The 17,443-nt window shown below is 71.8% G+C and carries 16 protein-coding genes and 1 riboswitch; of the genes, 12 read left to right on the top strand and 4 right to left on the bottom strand.

Going from position 1 to position 17,443, the window contains the following annotated elements; genetic code table 11:
• Positions 1–156 precede the first annotated feature (156 nt).
• The 7 genes from nadD to FB384_RS00055 all read left to right on the top strand — a co-directional run bounded on the left by nadD (position 157) and on the right by FB384_RS00055 (position 7,329).
• Positions 157–753, top strand: a complete 597-nt coding sequence (nadD, locus tag FB384_RS00085) for a nicotinate-nucleotide adenylyltransferase (protein WP_183777985.1) — start codon at positions 157–159, stop codon at positions 751–753.
• Between the two features lie 78 nt (positions 754–831).
• Positions 832–1,233, top strand: coding sequence for a ribosome silencing factor (gene rsfS / locus FB384_RS00080; protein ID WP_183777983.1), 402 nt, complete (start codon positions 832–834; stop codon positions 1,231–1,233).
• Positions 1,230–1,841 (top strand): histidine phosphatase family protein, encoded by a 612-nt coding sequence (locus FB384_RS00075; RefSeq protein ID WP_183777981.1) that lies wholly within the window; start codon positions 1,230–1,232, stop codon positions 1,839–1,841. The genes rsfS and FB384_RS00075 overlap by 4 nt, the downstream gene beginning before the upstream one ends.
• 8 nt (positions 1,842–1,849) lie before the next feature.
• Positions 1,850–2,629, top strand: a complete 780-nt coding sequence (octT, locus tag FB384_RS00070; protein ID WP_183777979.1) for a diglucosylglycerate octanoyltransferase — start codon at positions 1,850–1,852, stop codon at positions 2,627–2,629.
• A gap of 9 nt (positions 2,630–2,638) precedes the next feature.
• Positions 2,639–3,493 carry a DegV family protein gene (locus tag FB384_RS00065; protein ID WP_183777977.1) on the top strand — a complete coding sequence of 285 codons (855 nt, stop codon included), beginning with the start codon at positions 2,639–2,641 and terminating at the stop codon, positions 3,491–3,493.
• A gap of 204 nt (positions 3,494–3,697) precedes the next feature.
• A complete protein-coding gene (locus tag FB384_RS27235; protein WP_323985073.1) occupies positions 3,698–4,873 on the top strand; it encodes a ComEA family DNA-binding protein in 1,176 nt (391 codons plus the stop codon).
• Complete coding sequence (locus FB384_RS00055) at positions 4,870–7,329, top strand: ComEC/Rec2 family competence protein (protein ID WP_183777975.1); 2,460 nt, start codon at positions 4,870–4,872, stop codon at positions 7,327–7,329. The genes FB384_RS27235 and FB384_RS00055 overlap by 4 nt, the downstream gene beginning before the upstream one ends.
• Positions 7,330–7,388: 59 nt before the next feature.
• On the opposite strand, the gene thrC is transcribed toward FB384_RS00055, so the two are convergent.
• Positions 7,389–8,651 (bottom strand): threonine synthase, encoded by a 1,263-nt coding sequence (gene thrC / locus FB384_RS00050; RefSeq protein ID WP_183777973.1) that lies wholly within the window; start codon positions 8,649–8,651, stop codon positions 7,389–7,391.
• Between the two features lie 13 nt (positions 8,652–8,664).
• Positions 8,665–8,797, bottom strand: a riboswitch (SAM riboswitch).
• 113 nt (positions 8,798–8,910) lie between these two features.
• Between thrC and holA the strand changes: the two genes are divergently transcribed.
• Positions 8,911–9,891: a DNA polymerase III subunit delta gene (gene holA / locus FB384_RS00045; protein ID WP_323985072.1), complete on the top strand. Its 981-nt coding sequence runs from the start codon at positions 8,911–8,913 to the stop codon at positions 9,889–9,891.
• A gap of 522 nt (positions 9,892–10,413) precedes the next feature.
• Here the strand turns inward: holA and rpsT are convergent.
• A complete protein-coding gene (gene rpsT / locus FB384_RS00040) occupies positions 10,414–10,674 on the bottom strand; it encodes a 30S ribosomal protein S20 (RefSeq protein ID WP_183777969.1) in 261 nt (86 codons plus the stop codon).
• Positions 10,675–11,029: 355 nt separating this feature from the next.
• On the opposite strand from rpsT, the gene FB384_RS26630 reads away from it, so the two are divergent.
• The 3 genes from FB384_RS26630 to lepA all read left to right on the top strand — a co-directional run bounded on the left by FB384_RS26630 (position 11,030) and on the right by lepA (position 14,603).
• Positions 11,030–12,184, top strand: coding sequence for a DMT family transporter (locus tag FB384_RS26630; RefSeq protein ID WP_323985071.1), 1,155 nt, complete (start codon positions 11,030–11,032; stop codon positions 12,182–12,184).
• Between the two features lie 30 nt (positions 12,185–12,214).
• Positions 12,215–12,601 carry a VOC family protein gene (locus FB384_RS00025; RefSeq protein ID WP_183777967.1) on the top strand — a complete coding sequence of 129 codons (387 nt, stop codon included), beginning with the start codon at positions 12,215–12,217 and terminating at the stop codon, positions 12,599–12,601.
• A 136-nt stretch (positions 12,602–12,737) separates the two neighbouring features.
• Entirely contained in the window at positions 12,738–14,603 is a 1,866-nt protein-coding gene (gene lepA, locus FB384_RS00020) for a translation elongation factor 4 (RefSeq protein ID WP_183777965.1), read from the top strand.
• Between the two features lie 136 nt (positions 14,604–14,739).
• On the opposite strand, the gene FB384_RS00015 is transcribed toward lepA, so the two are convergent.
• Complete coding sequence (locus FB384_RS00015) at positions 14,740–14,949, bottom strand: hypothetical protein (RefSeq protein WP_183785743.1); 210 nt, start codon at positions 14,947–14,949, stop codon at positions 14,740–14,742.
• 254 nt (positions 14,950–15,203) lie between these two features.
• Here FB384_RS00015 and FB384_RS00010 point away from each other — a divergent pair, with 254 nt between their 5' ends.
• Entirely contained in the window at positions 15,204–16,256 is a 1,053-nt protein-coding gene (locus tag FB384_RS00010; protein WP_183777963.1) for an NAD(P)H-dependent flavin oxidoreductase, read from the top strand.
• A gap of 61 nt (positions 16,257–16,317) precedes the next feature.
• Here FB384_RS00010 and FB384_RS00005 read toward each other — a convergent pair whose 3' ends face one another.
• Positions 16,318–17,430, bottom strand: a complete 1,113-nt coding sequence (locus tag FB384_RS00005) for an alpha/beta fold hydrolase (protein ID WP_183777953.1) — start codon at positions 17,428–17,430, stop codon at positions 16,318–16,320.
• Between the last annotated feature and the right edge of the window lie 13 nt (positions 17,431–17,443).

Here is a 17,443-nt window from a genome sequence, read left to right as displayed (position 1 = left end):
CGGAACGGGGACCCGGTCATCGGCGTGGTGCGTCCCCCAGATCACCACGCCGCCCCGTGTGGTGCGGGCCGACCCGGCAGGGGAGGGCCGGCCCGCATCACACGGACCACCGGCGCACGTCAGCGCCGAATCGGACGCGGTATAGGGTGGGTGGCCATGTCGTCGCGACGCATCGGGGTCATGGGCGGAACCTTCGATCCCGTGCACCACGGTCATCTCGTCGCCGCCAGCGAGGTACAGGCCAGATTCGAACTCGACGAGGTCATCTTCGTCCCGACCGGCCAGCCGTGGCAGAAGGCCGATCGGGTGGTCACGCCCGCCGAGGACCGCTATCTCATGACGGTCATCGCCACCGCGTCGAACCCGGTGTTCTCCGTCAGCAGGGTGGACATCGACCGCGGCGGTCAGACCTACACCGTCGACACGCTGCGTGACCTGCGCGTGCAGTATCCCGATGACGACCTGTTCTTCATCACCGGCGCCGACGCGCTCCAGCAGATCCTCACGTGGCGCGCCGCGGACGAAGTGTTCGCCAACGCCCACTTCATCGGCGTGACCCGGCCCGGATACCGCCTCGACGACGACCACCTGCCTCCCGGTAAGGCGAGTTTGGTCGAGGTCACGGCGATGGCGATCTCGTCGACCGCACTGCGCCAGCGGGTCGCAGGCGGTGAACCGGTCTGGTACCTCGTGCCCGACGGCGTCGTCCGCTACATCCACAAACGCGGGCTGTATCGCACGGATCACGCCTGACCGGGCGGAGTCGGCGGGCGCGTCGGCCCCTCCGGGTACCCTGCACCCGGCGTACGTACTAATCCGGAGGGCACCACCGTGGCAGCGACGGCCGAAGCACGAGACCTCGCGAACGTGGCCGCGCACGCGGCCGCTGACAAGAAAGCGACCGACATCGTCGTGCTCGACGTCTCCGATCAGCTCGTCATCACCGACGCCTTCGTCATCGCGTCCGCACCGAACGAACGGCAGGTCGGTGCGATCGTGGACAACGTCGAGGAGAAGATGCGCAAGGCCGGGCACAAGCCGGTGCGCCGCGAGGGCGAGCGGGAAGGCCGATGGGTGCTGCTCGACTTCGTCGACGTCGTGGTCCACGTGCAGCACGACGAGGAACGCGCCTTCTACGGGCTCGAACGCCTGTGGAAGGACTGCCCGCAACTCGAGGTCGACGGTCTGGACGAGGCGGTGGCCAGGGCCGCCGAGGAATCGGACGTCCCGTGAGCGTCGAGCGGATCGTACTCTGGCGGCACGGTGAGACCGATTACAACGCCGTCGGCCGGATGCAGGGCCACCTCGATTCGGCACTCACCGAGGTCGGCTGGAACCAGGCGCGCTTCGCCGTGGCCGCGCTGGCGCGGTTCGAACCGGACCTGGTGATCGCCTCCGACCTGCGCCGTGCCACCGACACCGCCACGGTGCTGACCGACGCGATCGGCGTGCCGCTGCGGCTCGACAAGCGGTTGCGCGAAACCCACCTGGGCGAGTGGCAGGGCATGACGGGCTCCGAGGTCGACGAGCAGTCGCCCGGTGAGCGGGACCGCTGGCGGCTCGACGCGACGTGGGCCCCGCCCGGCGGGGAATCACGGGTCGACGTCGCCGAGCGCGCCGGCGAGGTCGTCACCGACCTGCTGCGCGACGACGAGGAGTACGGCACCGTGCTGCTCGCGGCCCACGGTGGACTGATCCTCGCGCTGACCGCGTACCTGGTGGACCTGCCGGTGGAGCGGTGGCCGTCGCTCGGCGGTATCGGCAACTGTCACTGGGTGGACCTGCGCCGCCGTGACGACCGCTGGCGGCTGCAGGCCTACAACGCCGGTATGACGGGATAACACCGGCGATGACGGAGCAGGCCCCGGTGACCGCGCCGCGGATCCTCGTGCTCGGCGACTCGCTCAGTTTTCACGGACCGGACAGCGGACATCCGGCGGACGAACCACGGCTGTGGCCCAACGTGTGCGCCCGGCACCTCGGCGGGGAGGCGGTCCTGTTCGCCGGTTTCGGGTGGACCGCCCGTGACGCGTGGTGGGCACTGATCGGCGATCCGCAGCTGTGGGCGGAGCTCCACCGGGCCGACGTCGTCGTGCTGGCCGTCGGCAGCATGGACACGTTGCCCTCGCCGCTGCCGACCTACCTGCGCACCGGCTTGCGCTATCTGCGCCCCGACGGATTCCGGCGGTTCGCCCGCGGCGCCTACCGTCGCGCACAGCCTGCGCTCGCACGGCTGACGCGGGGCCGGCCCGCCGTACTGCCCGCCCGGCTGACCGTGCGCTACCTCGACACGGCCGTCGGCGCGCTGCGCGTGCTTCGTCCCGAACTGCCGATCGTGGGCTGGCTGCCGTCGGTGCACCGGTCGGCCGACTACGGCCGGGTACACAGCGAACGGGCCGCGACCGCGGCACGGCTGACCGCGTGGTCCGAGCACGCCGACGTGCCGATGCTCGACGTGGCCGCCGTCGTCGGTGCGCACGTCCTCGGCGGGCACGGCAACCCCGACGGCATGCACTGGGGCTGGGACGGCCACGCCGCCGTCGGCCGGGCGATGGCGGACCGGATCTCGGCGGTCCGGCCCGGCGTGGCGGCCGCGCCGGTCCCCGGACGCGACGCTCACGGAACGTAGGCTGACGGCGTGCCGGTCGCCGTCGTCACCGATTCCACCGCTCACCTCCCGGAAGGCTGCGCCGAGAGGCTCGGCATCCGGGTGGTCCCGTTGCACGTGCTCGTCGACGGGCTGGCCGTTCCCGTCGAGGAGTTCGGCGCCGAGGAACTGACCGGTGCGCTACGGCGGAAACGGATCGTGACGACATCGCGGCCGACGCCCACGGAGTTCGCGGCGCAGTTCCGGGCCGCCCTCGACGCGGGCGCCGACTCGGTCGTGTCGGTGCACCTGTCGAAACGTCTCTCCGGCACCTGGGAGGCCGCGGTGCTCGCGGCCCAGGAGGTCGGCCCGGACCGGGTGCGCGTCGTCGATTCGCGGACCACGGCCATGGGACTCGGATTCGCCGCCAGCCACGCCGCGGCGGCCGCGCAGGCCGGCCTGACCGGTGCCGAGGTGGAGGACGCTGCGACGGCCACAGCGTTGCGGTCGCGGACGTTGTTCGTCGTCGAAACCCTCGAACATCTGCGCCGTGGTGGGCGTATCGGCCACGCGGCCGCACTGCTCGGGACCGCGCTGATGGTCAAGCCGGTGCTGCACATGGCCGAAGGGGAGATCACGCCGCTCGAGAAGGTACGCACCACCGGCAGGGCGATGGCACGGCTGGTCGAGCTGGCGGCCGAGGCAGCGGCAGGTGAGCCGGACGTGGAGGTCGCGGTGCATCACCTCGCGGCACCGGACCGCGCGGCCGAACTGGCGACCCGGCTCGACGAACGCCTCCCCGCCTCGCGTGGCTGTGTCGTCACCGAACTGGGCGCCGTGATCGGCGCACACACCGGCCCCGGCGTCCTCGGCGTCGTGGTGCAGCGCCCGACTCCCCGGCAGTGAGGCCGCGGCGGTGTGAGGGTTGCCCGGGCGCGTGGCGCCGGGCCGTGATGCCGGGCCGTGGCGGCCCGGCATCGTAGCGCACCTCACCGACGACGACCGGCGACGATGGCGCTCGAGCCGGGAGTTGTCCACACCGCCCCGGCTGTCCACAGAATGCGGTTTTCCCTCTGCCGCCCCGGTCGCCGGCTTCCTAACGTCGAGCGGGTGTTCGACGAAACAGCGCAGGTCCGGGCCGGTCGCTCCGCCACGGCGGCCGCAAGGGGACCGCAACGACGACTGGCAGAGCTGGCCGCCCTCGCACCCCTCGACGACGCACTCCGCGCGCCGCCGGAGGAGACGGCGCCGCGCGGGCGGCCGGGGAGTGACACCGGCACCGGGCGCGGTGGCACGGCCGCCGGGCACGGTGGCACGGCCGCCGCGCCGGGATCAGGCCGATCCGGATCCGGCGACGACGGCCCCGCCCCGCCGGATGCGGTGACCGCACCGCCGGATGGGGCGCCGGTGTCGCCGGATCCGGCGGCGTCCCCGATCGACGCCGCATCCCCGATCGAGGCGATGCGGTCGGCCAGTGAGACAGCGGCGCAGGACGAGCACGCCGGGCCGCTGCGCGAGAACCCGATGACCGCGGCATTGCGCGGCCGCGCCGGACGTCTCGTCGAACGATGGGTGCCCGCCGGTCTTGCAGGCTCCGGCCGCAGGCCGTCGCGGCGGTTGCTGGTGTCGGTGGCCGCGGGGGTGGTCATCGCGCTCGGCCTGGCCGGATTCGTGCTCGCCGACGAACCCGCCGCGGAGGCGCCGCCGCCGCTCCCCGCAGCCCAGCAGACGTCCGGATCCGCATCACCCCGTCCCACGTCGGCGTCGCAGTCCGCGACGGCACCATCGACGTCGGGCTCCGCCGCGGCGTCGTCGGGAGCGGCGGGCGAACGACTGGTCGTCAGCGTGGTCGGCAAGGTGCGCAGGCCCGGCCTCGTGCGGATGCGTGCCGGGGCGCGTGTCGCCGATGCGATCGAGTCCGCGGGCGGCGCGCCGCGCCGGGCCGACCTGCTGTCGGTCAACCTGGCCCGTGTGCTCGTCGACGGCGAGCAGATCTACGTCGGCGTGCCGGTGCCGCCGGAAGTGCGTGCCGGCGGCACCGCGGACGGCGCGCAGCCGAACGGCACCGGGACGGCCGACGAGACCGGCGACGAGCGCGTCCCGCTGAACACCGCCGACCAGGAGGCGCTGGAGAGCCTGCCCGGGGTCGGCGAGGTCACTGCGCAGCGAATCCTCGAGTGGCGTGACGACCACGGCGAGTTCACCGCGGTGGAACAACTGCGCGAGGTCGACGGGATCGGTGACAAACGCTTCGCGGACCTGCGCGACGCGGTGAGCATCGCATGACGCTCACCGCCGGTATCGGTGCCGCGTCCGAGGTCACCGCGGATCCCGCGGCGCGGCCACGTCGGGACATGCGGCTGGTGCCGGCGGCGCTCGCCGTGTGGGGCGGCGCTCTCGCGGGCCTGCAGTGGGGCTGGCAGTCGGCGGTCGCGGTCGGTGGCGTCGCCGTCGTCGCCGGAGGTCTCGTCGCGGTGCGCGCGCGGCGCCGTGGCGCGCCCAGGGTGGCCGCGGCGGCGATGGCCGTGGGCTGTTGCGGACTGCTGGTGCTGGTGCCCGTCGGCCTTCGGGTGCACGAGGCGGATGCGGACCCGCTCCGGGCGGTGGCCGCCGACGGCGGCGAAGTCCCGATGCGCACCGAGGTGCGGGAGCGACCACGCCCGCTGCGGGACGACGGGTACGGCGCTCAGCGCGGCGGGGCCCGGTCGGTGCTGGTGCCCGTGGACGTCGTGAGCGTCCATGATCGAGACGAGGCCGCCCGTGTCGGCACGGGCGGGGCCGGGTCCGGCGGCGACGGCCTCTCGTCGACGGGACGTGTCCTGCTCATCGGGCCGGTAGGCGAGTGGGCCCGGCTCCTGCCGGGGCAGCGGGTCAGCGTGACGGTCTCGTTGGCACCGGCCCGCCGCGGGGATCTGACCGTGGCGGTCGGCTACGTGCGCGGACCACCGGAGCGGGTCGACGCGGCCCCGGTCTGGCAGCGCGCGGCCGACGTCGTGCGCAGCGCACTGCGGGATGCCTCGGGAGTGCTCGGCGAGGACGAAGCGGGCCTGCTGCCCGGGCTCGTCGTCGGCGACACCGGTGATCAGTCGGCGTGTGTGGAGAAGGAGTTCCTCGACGCCGGGCTGTCCCACCTCACGGCGGTCAGCGGTTCGAACGTCGCCATCGTGTGCGGTGCGGTGCTCCTGCTCGCGCGTGCCGTGCGGCTCGGTCCACGCGTCTCGGCAGGTGCGGCCGGGATCGCGCTGGCGGGGTTCGTCGTGCTCGTCGGCTACGAACCGAGCGTGCTGCGCGCCGCGGTCATGGGAGCCCTGGGACTCGCCGCCCTCGTGCTCGGACGCCGGCGCTCCGTGGTGCCGGCGCTGGCGGCGGCCGTCTGCGGACTGATACTCGTCGACCCGGCGATGGCCACGAGCATGGGCTTCGCGCTGTCGGTCGTCGCGACCGGGGGTCTGATCTTCCTGGCACCCCGGTGGGCCGCCGCGCTCGCTGCGCGGCGCGTCCCGCCCGGCATGGCGGAGGCGCTCGCCGTGCCTGTGGCCGCCTTCGTCGCCACCGCACCGGTCATCGCCGGCATGGCGGGCGAGATCAGCATGGTCTCCGTCGCCGCGAATCTGCTCGCAGCGCCGGTGGTCGCGCCGGTCACGGTGCTCGGCGTGGCGGCGGCCGCGCTCGCCGTGCCTGCACCGGCGGCGGCCGAGGTCCTGGTGCACCTCGCCGGGCCGGGGGTGAGCTGGCTCGTGATCGTCGCCCGGGAGGCGGGCGCAGTGCCCGGGGCGGTCGTGTCCTGGCCGTCGGGGTGGTGGGGCGGGGTCGCCGCCGCGGGCATCGCCGTCGGTGCCGTCGCCGCGCTGCGGTACCGAAAGGCGCGCATGGCCGTGGCGATCGGTGTGACGGCAGCGCTCGTGGTGACCGTGCCACCACGGTTCCTGCAGGCCGGATGGCCGCCCGCCGGCTGGACGGTCGTGGCGTGCGATGTCGGCCAGGGTGACGGGATCGTGTTGGCCACCGGTACGCCCGGCCGGGCCGTGGTCGTCGACGTCGGTCCCGATGCCAGGGAGATCGACCGCTGTCTCGACCGGTTGGACGTCCGGCGGGTGCCACTGGTCGCGTTGAGCCACCTCCACGCCGACCACGTCGGCGGCCTGCATGCCGTGCTCGACGGCCGCAGTGTCGGTGCGATCGCCGTCGGCCGCGGACGCAGTCCGGCGTGGGCGTGGCGCGAAGTGTCGACCACGGCCCGTCGCCGCGCGGTGCCGCTGGTCGACCTGACGGTCGGCAGGACGCTGCGCTGGGACGCACTCACCCTCGAGGTCCTCGGTCCGCACTACACGCCGCAACGCGCACGCGCAGGCGAGAGTGAGGACGGCACCGTCGTCAACGACACGTCGGCCGTGTTGCGCGCGTCGACGCCCGCGGGACGCGTACTGCTCAGCGGGGACATCGAACTGACCGCCCAGAGCGACCTGCTCGCTCGCGACGTCGACCTGGGGGCCGAGGTGCTCAAGGTGCCACACCACGGCAGCCGCTACACCAGGCCCGAGTTCCTGGCCGCGGTGCGACCGCGCATCGCGCTGGTCAGCGTCGGTGCAGACAACGACTACGGGCACCCCAGCGACACCACCACGGATGCCTTGGAGGCAGTGGGCGCGCTCGTCGCGCGGACCGACCGGGGCGGAGACCTCGCGGTCGTCCCTGGCGACGGGGACGAACCCGCGCTCGTTCGACGCGGACCGGGACCGTGACGGAACGGCCCGCGTCGAACGAGGGAGTCGGAAGCAGCCGAGACCCGGCCGTCCGGTCGTCAGCCGCCGAGGACCTCGTTCACCGCGGCCGCCGACGGTGCGACCGTCGCCTTCGGGCCGATCTTGTCCTCGACCGCATCGAGGGTCTTGAGGCCGTCGCCGGTGATCAGCAGTACGGTCTCGGCGTCCGGGTCGATCTTGCCTGCCTCGATGAGCTTCTTCGCCGTCGCGACGGTCACGCCGCCCGCGGTCTCGGTGAAGATGCCTTCCGTGCGGGCCAGCAGCCGGATGCCTTCGACCACCTCGTCGTCGGTGACGTCCTCGACCGCGCCGCCGGTGCGGTTCACCGTGTCGAGCACGTAGGGCCCGTCGGCCGGGTTACCGATCGCCAGCGACCGCGCGATCGTGTCGGGCTTGACAGGCTGGACGACGTCGTGACCGTTGCGGAAAGCCGTCGAGACGGGCGAGCAGCCGCTGGCCTGGGCACCGAAAATGGTGTATGGCGAGTCCTCGACGAGGCCGAGCTGCGCCAGCTCCTTGAAACCCTTGTCGACCTTGGTCAGCTGCGAACCGGAGGCGATCGGCACCACGATCTGTTCGGGCAGGCGCCAGCCGAGCTGCTCGGCGACCTCGAAGCCGAGCGTCTTCGACCCCTCGGAGTAGTACGGCCGCACGTTGACGTTCACGAACGCCCACGACTCGTGCTCGGCGGCCAACTCGGTGGCCAAGCGGTTGACGTCGTCGTAGTTGCCGTCGACGGCGAGCAGTGCGCCGTCGTACACCGCGGTCGTGAGGATCTTCGCGCGCTCGAGCGAGGACGGCACGAGCACCACCGACTGCCAGCCGGCGCGGGCGGCTGCGGCAGCCACGGCGTTGGCCAGGTTGCCCGTCGAAGGGCAGGCGAGCGTGTCGAAGCCGAACTCACGTGCCGCCGCGAGCGCCACGGCGACCACGCGGTCCTTGAACGAGTGCGTCGGGTTGCCGGTGTCGTCCTTCACCCAGAGGCGCTTCACACCGAGCGCCTTCGCCAGGTTGTCGGCCCGCACCAGCCGGGTACAGCCCGGTTCGGTGTTCGGGATCTCTTCGACGTTGGACGGGACGGGCAGCAGCTTCTTGTAGCGCCAGATGTTGCGCGGCCCGGACTCGATGTCCTCCCGGCGGACCCTGCCGAAGTCGTACCCGACCTCGAGCGGCGAGAAGTCCTCCGCGGAGACGAACTCCGGGGCGAGCGGCTGGCGGTGCCCCTCTTCCTTCGACACCAGTTCGACGGCCGGACCGAGGTCGACGGCCTTGGTGGTGGAGGGGGTCAGGGCTGCAGTCATCGCGAGGTTCCTTTCCTCATCTGCCCCGCTGGCACGGGTCGGAATTAGCACCGTTGTCGTCAGCTACCTCGCGGAATCGAGATGACAGGCTGACGCCGGTTGCCGGGGCTTCTGCGGGCCGTTCCCTCTGCCCCTCTTGATGAGCGGTATTCGATTGTCCGCCGTATGCCTGCGCGGCGTGTGTGGGGACCACATTAGGGCATAGCGATCAGTCCCGGCCATGCCGTTGCGCTCCATGTCACCGTGGCAGGATCAGGGTGTGACCGCGTCGACCGCCGCCCCTGCGCCCCTGCACCTCGTGCTGGGCGACGAAGAACTACTCGTCGACAGGGCTGTGCACGCCGCCGTAGGCGCGGCCAGAGCCGTGGACGAGACGGCCGAACTGACGCGGATGAAAGTGTCCGACCTCACGCCCCCGGAGCTGGCCGAACTCGTCAGCCCGTCGCTGTTCAGCGAGGGCCGGGTGATCGTGTTGGAACAGGCGCAGGACATCGGGCAGGAACTCGCCGACGCCGTGTCGGCCTATCTGAAGGACCCGGCCGACGGCGTGACGCTCGTCGTGGTGCATTCCGGGGGTGGCCGGAGCAAGGCCGCCAAGTCGCTGCCGACGGCGCTGAGGAAGGCGGGCGCCGAAGTCACCGAATGCGCCAAGATCACCAAGCCCGCCGAACGGGAGGCCTTCGTGCGTGCGGAGGTCAAACGGGCGGGTGGCCGGATCGATGCGGCGGGGGTGTCCGCCCTGGTCGACGCCGTCGGCTCGGACCTGCGGGAACTGTCGTCGGCGGCGACGCAGCTGGTGGCCGACTCGGGGGGCAAGGTCGACGAGGAGGCCGTCCGCCGCTATCACCGCGGCAAGGCCGACGTCACCGGTTTCCTGGTCGCGGAGAAGGCTGTCGGCGGGGATCGGGCCGCGGCGTTGGAGACGCTGCGGTGGGCACAGCAGATCGGTGTGCCGCACGTGCTCATCGCGGACGCGCTCGCCGACGCGGTACGGACCGTCGCCCGGGTGTCGGCCGCGGGCAGGGGGAACCCGAACCAGCTGGCGGGCGAGCTCGGTATGCCGCCGTGGAAGATCCGCAAGGCACAGGGACAGACGCGCGGTTGGAACGCGGCGGGACTCGCCGAGGCCATGCGGACGGTCGCCCGGGTGAACGCCGAGGTCAAGGGTGCGGCGGCCGATCCCGACTACGCGCTGGAACGCGCTGTGCTCGACGTCGTCGGCGCGAAGCAGAACCGCTGAGCAGAACCGCTGAGCAGGGACGAACGCCGGGAACCGGGCTACGGTCGTCGAACCGGACAGGACCAATGCGCCGGCGGAATCGGCGAGCCGCGCGGAACCGTCCAGTCGGCGGATTCGGCGCCGCGAGGTGCCGAGTGGGCAGCATCGCGGACCCGGGCCGGGCCGATCACCCGGGCGATGTGGGCGGCCCGGCCGGAGCGGCAGTACCGGGTTCGAGTGCATCGCGGTCCCGGAGGCGACAACGTGAGGCCGTGACAGGCGGACTGTGACACCGACACGCGGGCTGTGACACCGACACGCGGGCTGTGACACCGACACGCGGGCTGTGACACCGACACGCGGGCTGTGACACCGACACGCGGGCTGTGACACCGACACGCGGGCTGTGACACCGACACGCGGGCTGTGGCTCTGCAACGGGAACCTCGGGCTGCAACACGGGCCGGGGACGCAGCCGCGCATGACGAAGCCCCCGGCTTCCTGAGGAAACCGGGGGCTTCGCCCGAGTCGACGAGTGACAGCTCAGAGGTTGTTCACGCGCTGGGCCATGGCCGACTTCTTGTTCGCGGCCTGGTTCTTGTGGATGACGCCCTTGCTGGCGGCCTTGTCCAGCTGGCGGCCCGCGGCGCGCAGCATCTCGACGGCCTTGTCCTTGTCGCCGGCGTCGGCGGCCTCGCGGAACTTGCGGATCGAGGTCTTCACCGTGGACTTGACCGCCTGATTGCGCTGACGGCGCTTCTCGTTGGTCTGGATGCGCTTCATCTGGGACTTGATGTTGGCCACGAGGTGACTCCTTCATGTTCGGCCGTGTCCTACGGCTACTGGCGATCGCTGCCGCGCTCGTCTCGGCACCGGCTGAGCCGGGTTTCCTCCCTGGCGGAATGCCGCACGGCAGCGGTGGAACAGCTTATCAGCGCCGGTCAGGATCCTTGCGTGCGGAGGTAGGCTGCCGCCGAGAGTGCCTAGGGTTCCGCCGCGCCCCGCTCGTTCCCGCGGGAACGACGACACCGACAACGAGGGCAGCGCGGGTCCGGTCCGAGCGGCACCCGGGTGCGCGAGTGGCCGCACCCGCATATGACGGGACAAAAGCCTGGAGTAGCCGGCCTGCCGTGACCGCGGCGGGCCAGGAAGGCTACCCGTGTCCCTTACCGCATTCGTTCTCGTTCTGCTCGCCGCCGCGTTCCACGCCGCGTGGAACCTCGTGGCCACCCGCGTTCCCGGCGGGGCCCGCTTCGTCTTCTGCTACTACACGGTCTCGGCGGCGGTGCTGCTGCCGTTCGGGATCGCGCACGTCCTGGTGAGCGGTGAGCAGCCCCGCTGGACGTGGCTCCTGGCCGCCGCGGTCACGGCCGTGGCGCACGTGGCCTACGGCGTGGTGCTGCAGCGCGGCTATGCCGTCGGCGACCTGTCCGTGGTCTACCCGCTGGCGCGAGGGTGCGGTCCACTGCTGGCCGTGGTGGTGGCCGTGCTCGTGCTGCACGAGCGCCCCGGCTGGCCGGGCCTCGTCGGCGCCGTCCTCGTCGTCGGCGGGGTGTTGGTGATCAGTGCGCCCAGCACGACGCCCACTCGTGGCCGCGGGCGGGCAGGGGCCGGCTACGGCGTGCTCACCGGGGTGACCATCGCGGCGTACACACTGTGGGACGCCTACTCCGTCGACGAACTCGGGGTCCCGCCGGTCGTCTACCTCGCTGCCGGAACGGCGCTGCAGAGCCTGCTGCTGGCGCCCCATGCACTGAGTGGGACCCGAATGCGCGTACTGGTACCCGGCGACGACCGGACCGACGGTGTCCGGCGCAGCGAAACTCCGCGCAGCGAGGCCGTGCACGGCGAGGCCCCGCACGGTGGCGCCACGCCGCGAGGTGCCGCGGGCGCCGGTGCCGACGGCAGTGGCCCCGACGGCAGTGGCCCCGACGACGCACGGTTCGACGACGCACGGTTCGACGACGCACGGTTCGACGGCAGTGGCCTCGATGGCGCCGCGCCTCGAGGCGCCGAGGACCGTGATGCCGAGGACCGTGATGCGGGGGTCGCGTTCGAAGGGCCGACCGGCAGGCTGTGGCGGGAGCATCGCCGGTCCGTGGTTCTCGTGGGCCTGCTCTCGCCGGTCGCGTACCTGCTCGTGCTGTTCGCGATGCGGCTGGCCCCGGTGAGTTTGGTGGCGCCGTTGCGCGAGGTGAGCATCGTGCTGGCCGGGTTGGCGGGGTGGTTGATCCTGGGCGAACCCCACGGCCGCAGGAGAGTGGCGGGCTCGTTGGTGGTGCTGGCGGGAATCGCGGCGATCGCGCTGGCGTGAGCCGCCGCCGAGGTGTGAGACCCTGCGGCCATGGACGTGCTGAACAGCCGCATCCTGCTGCACCCGCGTGATCCGGAGGTCACGACCGCGTTCTACCGGGACACGCTCGGGTTGGCGATCTACCGCGAGTTCCCCGGGGGAACGGTGTTCTTCGCCGGTGGTGGGCTTGTGGAGATCGTCGGCCGCGCGAGCACGGGGCCGAGCGAGGCGATGGCGCTGTGGCTGCAGGTCCGCGACCTGCCCGCCGAGCTGGCGACGCTGCGGGAGCGCGGGGTGGAGCCGGAACGTGACGCCCGTCGTGAACCGTGGGGTCTCGACGAGGCGTGGTTGCGGGACCCGGACGGCGTGCGGATCGTGCTGGTGCAGGTCCCGTCGGACCACCCGTTGCGGACCGACGTCCGGCCCGCCGCGGGCTGACGCCCGCCGCGGCGCGCCCACGGTCCGTGCCGTCGGGCGGGGCTGACCTCGCTCGACGTCCGGCCTCCGGGGGAACCTCACGGGCGGCGGCATGGGACCATGGGGGTGGCCGTCCACGAGCGATCCGAGGAAACGAGTGACAAAGAACCGCCCGTCCGCCGAGAAGACGTTCACGCCGCCGGAGTTCATCCGCAACTTCTGCATCATCGCCCACATCGACCACGGCAAGTCGACGTTGGCCGACCGGATGCTGCAGCTCACCGGCGTGATCGAGCAGCGGGCCATGCGCGACCAGTACCTCGACCGCATGGACATCGAGCGGGAACGCGGTATCACGATCAAGGCGCAGAACGTGCGGCTGCCGTGGCACGTCGACGGCCAGGACCACGTCATGCACCTCATCGACACCCCGGGCCACGTCGACTTCACCTACGAGGTCTCCCGCGCGCTCGAGGCGTGCGAGGGCGCGATCCTGCTCGTGGACGCCGCCCAAGGCATCGAGGCGCAGACGCTGGCCAACCTGTACCTCGCGCTCGAGAACGATCTGCAGATCATCCCGGTCCTGAACAAGATCGACCTGCCGGCGGCCGAACCGGAGAAGTACGCAGCCGAGCTGGCGCACATCATCGGCTGCGAGCCCTCCGACGTGCTGCGGGTGTCGGCGAAGACCGGTGACGGCGTCGAGGCACTGCTCGACGAGATCGTGCGCCAGGTGCCGCCCCCGGAGGGTGATGCGGAGGCTCCGGCCCGCGCGATGATCTTCGACTCGGTGTACGACACCTATCGCGGTGTCGTGACCTACATCCGCGTCGTCGACGGCAAGATCACGCCGCGCGAGAAGATCCGCATGATGTCGACGGGCGCGACGCACGAGCTGCTCGAGGTCGGCATCATCTCGCCCGATCCGAAGCCGTCGGAAGGGCTCGGGGTCGGCGAGGTCGGTTACCTCATCACCGGGGTGAAGGACGTCCGGCAGTCGAAGGTCGGTGACACGGTCACGTTCGAGCGGCGCGGGGCGGAGAAGCCGCTGGCCGGCTACCGCGAGCCCCAGCCGATGGTGTTCTCCGGGCTCTACCCGGTGGACGGTTCGGACTACCCGGTGCTGCGTGACGCGCTCGACAAGCTGCGCCTCAACGACGCCGCGCTGTCCTACGAGCCGGAGACGTCCGTGGCGCTGGGCTTCGGCTTCCGCTGTGGCTTCCTCGGGCTGCTGCACCTCGAGATCACCCGTGCCCGGCTGGAGCGCGAGTTCGGCCTGAACCTGATCGCCACGGCGCCGAACGTCGTCTACGACGTCTTCCTCGACGACGGCACCGAGCACGTCGTCACCAACCCGTCGGACTGGCCGACCGAGGGCAAGATCGCCGAGACCCACGAGCCGATCAGCAAGGTGACGATCATCGCTCCCTCGGAGTTCGTGGGCGCGATCATGGAGCTGTGCCAGGGCAAGCGCGGCACGATGCTCGGTATGGACTACCTGTCGGAGGATCGTGTCGAGCTGCGGTACAAGTTGCCGCTCGCCGAGATCATCTTCGACTTCTTCGACTCGCTCAAGTCCCGCACGCGTGGCTACGCCTCGCTGGACTACGAGGAGGCGGGCGAGCAGACGGCCGATCTGGTCAAAGTGGACATTCTCTTGCAGGGCGAGGCCGTCGACGCGTTCTCGGCGATCGTGCACAAGGACTTCGCTTACAGCTACGGCAACAAGATGACCAAGCGATTGCGCGAGCTGATCCCGCGGCAACAGTTCGAGGTGCCGATCCAGGCTGCCGTCGGCTCCCGCATCATCGCGCGCGAGACGATCCGGGCGATCCGCAAGGACGTGCTCGCCAAGTGCTACGGCGGTGACATCTCGCGGAAGCGCAAGCTGCTGGAGAAGCAGAAGGAAGGCAAGAAGAAGATGAAGACCGTCGGCCGCGTGGAGGTGCCGCAGGAGGCGTTCGTCGCCGCACTGTCCGCGGACGAGGGGGAGAGCAGCGACAAGGGCAAGGGAAAGAAGTAACGGCAGACTGTCGTGATCGGACTGTCCGATCACGACGGTTCCGTGAACCCGGTACCACGAGGGCCGCGCGATCCGCCCGGATCGCGCGGCCCTCGTCGTCGACCGGATCACGCCCGGTGTCCGGTCATGCCGCGGGTCAGCGCACGCCGAGCAGTAGGGCCAGGGCTTCGACCAGCGAGGCGGACGTGGTGGCGATCGTCTCGTCGAGATACTCGGCGATCGGCGTGAGTTCCGCCGCCGACGCCGTGCCGCCGAGGACGGCCAGCATCGGAACGGCCAGCGCGCTCACGGCGAGGCCGCGTACGGTCCAGCGCTGCGCGGGGCGCGGGGTCTGCTTCTCGGTCATGGGTCCTCTTCCTCTCGGGTGCTGCGCGAAGGGCTTTCGCGTATGGCGAGGAAGCCTGGCCTGGCCCGAACGGCCCATTCAAGGTTCGGCGACGAGGCTTAGCGTGCTCGAAACGCGGTGTAGCTCACCCGGGTGACGGCGGGTCATGTCGGTGTTACGTTGCCGACTGATATGTCACGCGGTCGCCACGTGGCGTCGGCGGCACCTCGGTGCCGCATCGAATCCCGGCAGCGTCCGTTCGTACGATGAGGGGCATGTTCGAGTCCTTGCGCGTCCCGGTGATCGCGGCGCCGATGGCCGGCGGTCCGTCCACGCCGGAATTGGTCACCTCGGTCGTGCGGGCGGGTGGCTTCGGGTTCCTCGCCGGGGGCTACCTCACGGCCGCCACGCTGGCCGATCAGATCCACAAGACCCGCGAGCTCGCGGGGGAGTCGTTCGGGGTGAACCTGTTCGTCCCCGGCGTGCGGTCGCTGGTCGATGTGACCTCGTACGCCGACCGGTTGCGCGGTGAGGCCGACCGCTACGGCGTCGCGCCGGGTGCGGGCCGGTGGGACGACGACGGCTACGCGGCGAAGCTGGACCTCGTCGTCGAACGGCGGGTGCCGGTGGTGTCGTTCACCTTCGGTACGCCGTTGGTCGCCGATATCGAGCGGCTCCACGAGGCGGGCGTGACCGTCGTGGTGACCGTGACGACCCCCGACGAGGCCCGCGAGGCCGCCACGGCGGGCGCCGACGTGCTCTGCGTCCAGGGGTTCGAGGCGGGTGGCCACCGCGCGGTGTTCACCGACGACGCGAGCAGTGACAGCGGTGGACCGCTGCTCGGCCTGCTGTCGGCGCTGCGGCTCATCGGCGCCGAGACCGACCTGCCGCTCGTGGCCGCGGGCGGGCTCGTGCACGGCGCGGACGTCGCCGCGACGCTGTCGGCGGGCGCGGTCGCCGCACAGCTCGGAACGGCATTCCTGCGGGCGGACGAGGCAGGCACGAACGGCACCTATCGCGCGGCCCTCGACGCCGGCGGACGGCAGACGGCGATCACGCGTGCGTTCAGCGGGAGGCCCGCGCGGGGTCTGGAGAACCGGTTCCTCCGGGAGAACTCGGCCGCCGCGCCGGCGGCGTATCCGCAGCTGAACAACATCACCAAGCCGGTGCGTGCCGCGGCTACGGCGGCGGGCGACCCGGAGGCGGTGTCGCTCTGGGCGGGCCAGACCTACCCGCTGACGGAATCGGGTCCTGCGGAACGGATCGTGGCGCGGCTCGCCGAACAGGCGCGGGAGGCCGTGTCGGCGGCCGCTCGCAGGTTCGGCTGAGGGCGGCCGCCGACACCGCGCGCCGGCTCACGGCAGCCGCGCGCCGGTTCACTGTCGCGTGTCAGCCCACCGCATCGGACAGGGATCGGCCGCGCGTGTGCCGGTCCTCGTCCCGGGGTCGTTCGGACAGCGCACTGCCGGCGAAATAATGCAGTGCCTGTGCCAGACCACGCGGATCGTCGAGCTGGGGGCAGTGTCCCCAGTCCTGGCGGACCAGCAGTCTGCTGTGCGGCACGAGCGAATGCAGCCGCTGGCCCGAATCGGCGTTGACCAGCCGGTCTCGTCCGCAGGCCACCACGAGCAGCGGCAGCGTGATGCGGTCGAGCTCGTAGGCGTCGTCGAGCTCGGTGATCAGGCGGGCCGCCTGGTCCAGGCGTTCGCCGGTCGTCTTGAAGTCCGGGAACAGCTCGACGAACCGGGCGACGTGCTCGGCTGCGGCCTTTCCCGAGTCGGCGTAGAGCAGCCGCGGCACGATCTGTTCGGCGACGCTCTTGACCAGGAACCGGGGCACGGGCAGCGGAAGCGACGTGGCGAGCCGCGTGAGCGGATTGCGCGCCACACCGCGGACGAGCCACGAGTCGGACAGTCCGGGCGCCGCGATCGAGGCGACGCCCGCGAGCGGCAGGGACGGGTTCTGCGCCGCCCGCAGTGCCATCGTGCCGCCGAGCGAATTGCCGGCCACCACGACACCGCCCAGCGCGGACTGGTCCCCTATGACGGCGGCGGTGAACACGTCGAGCTGCGGCAGTATCGCGCCGGACCGTAGCGCCGAGGCCTCGCCGAACCCGGGGAGGTCGACGGCCACCGCGGCCACGCCCGCGCGCGCCAGCTCCGTGAGCGCCGGGCGCCAGGTGTCGGCGCTGTCGCAGTAGCCGTGCAACAGCACGAGACGGGGTGTGCGGCGCCGCTGCTCGTCGGAACGCCGGCGGAACCGTCGTCCCGCCGGGCGTTCCACGGGCCGGGGTCCTGCCTCCAGGACGCGGGTCGAGAAGCCGCCGAACCGCCGGTACGTGGTGCGGATCTCGACATCGTGCTCGGGGCCCGCGCCGGGGTGGCCGGAGCGGGCCGCGGTATCCGGAGGTTCCAGGGAGTCCGGAGCGTCGTCCGGGTCCGGAATCCCTGGAACCCCGGCTGCTGCCGGGGAGCCTGATGCCTCCCGCCGGGATGCGATCATGGAACCAGGCTAA

The sequence above is a fragment of the Prauserella sediminis genome, from assembly GCF_014195435.1.
GTDB lineage: Bacteria > Actinomycetota > Actinomycetes > Mycobacteriales > Pseudonocardiaceae > Prauserella > Prauserella salsuginis.
The sequence above is the reverse complement of the archived record's forward strand: the minus strand, read 5'-3'. Positions and strand labels throughout refer to the sequence as shown.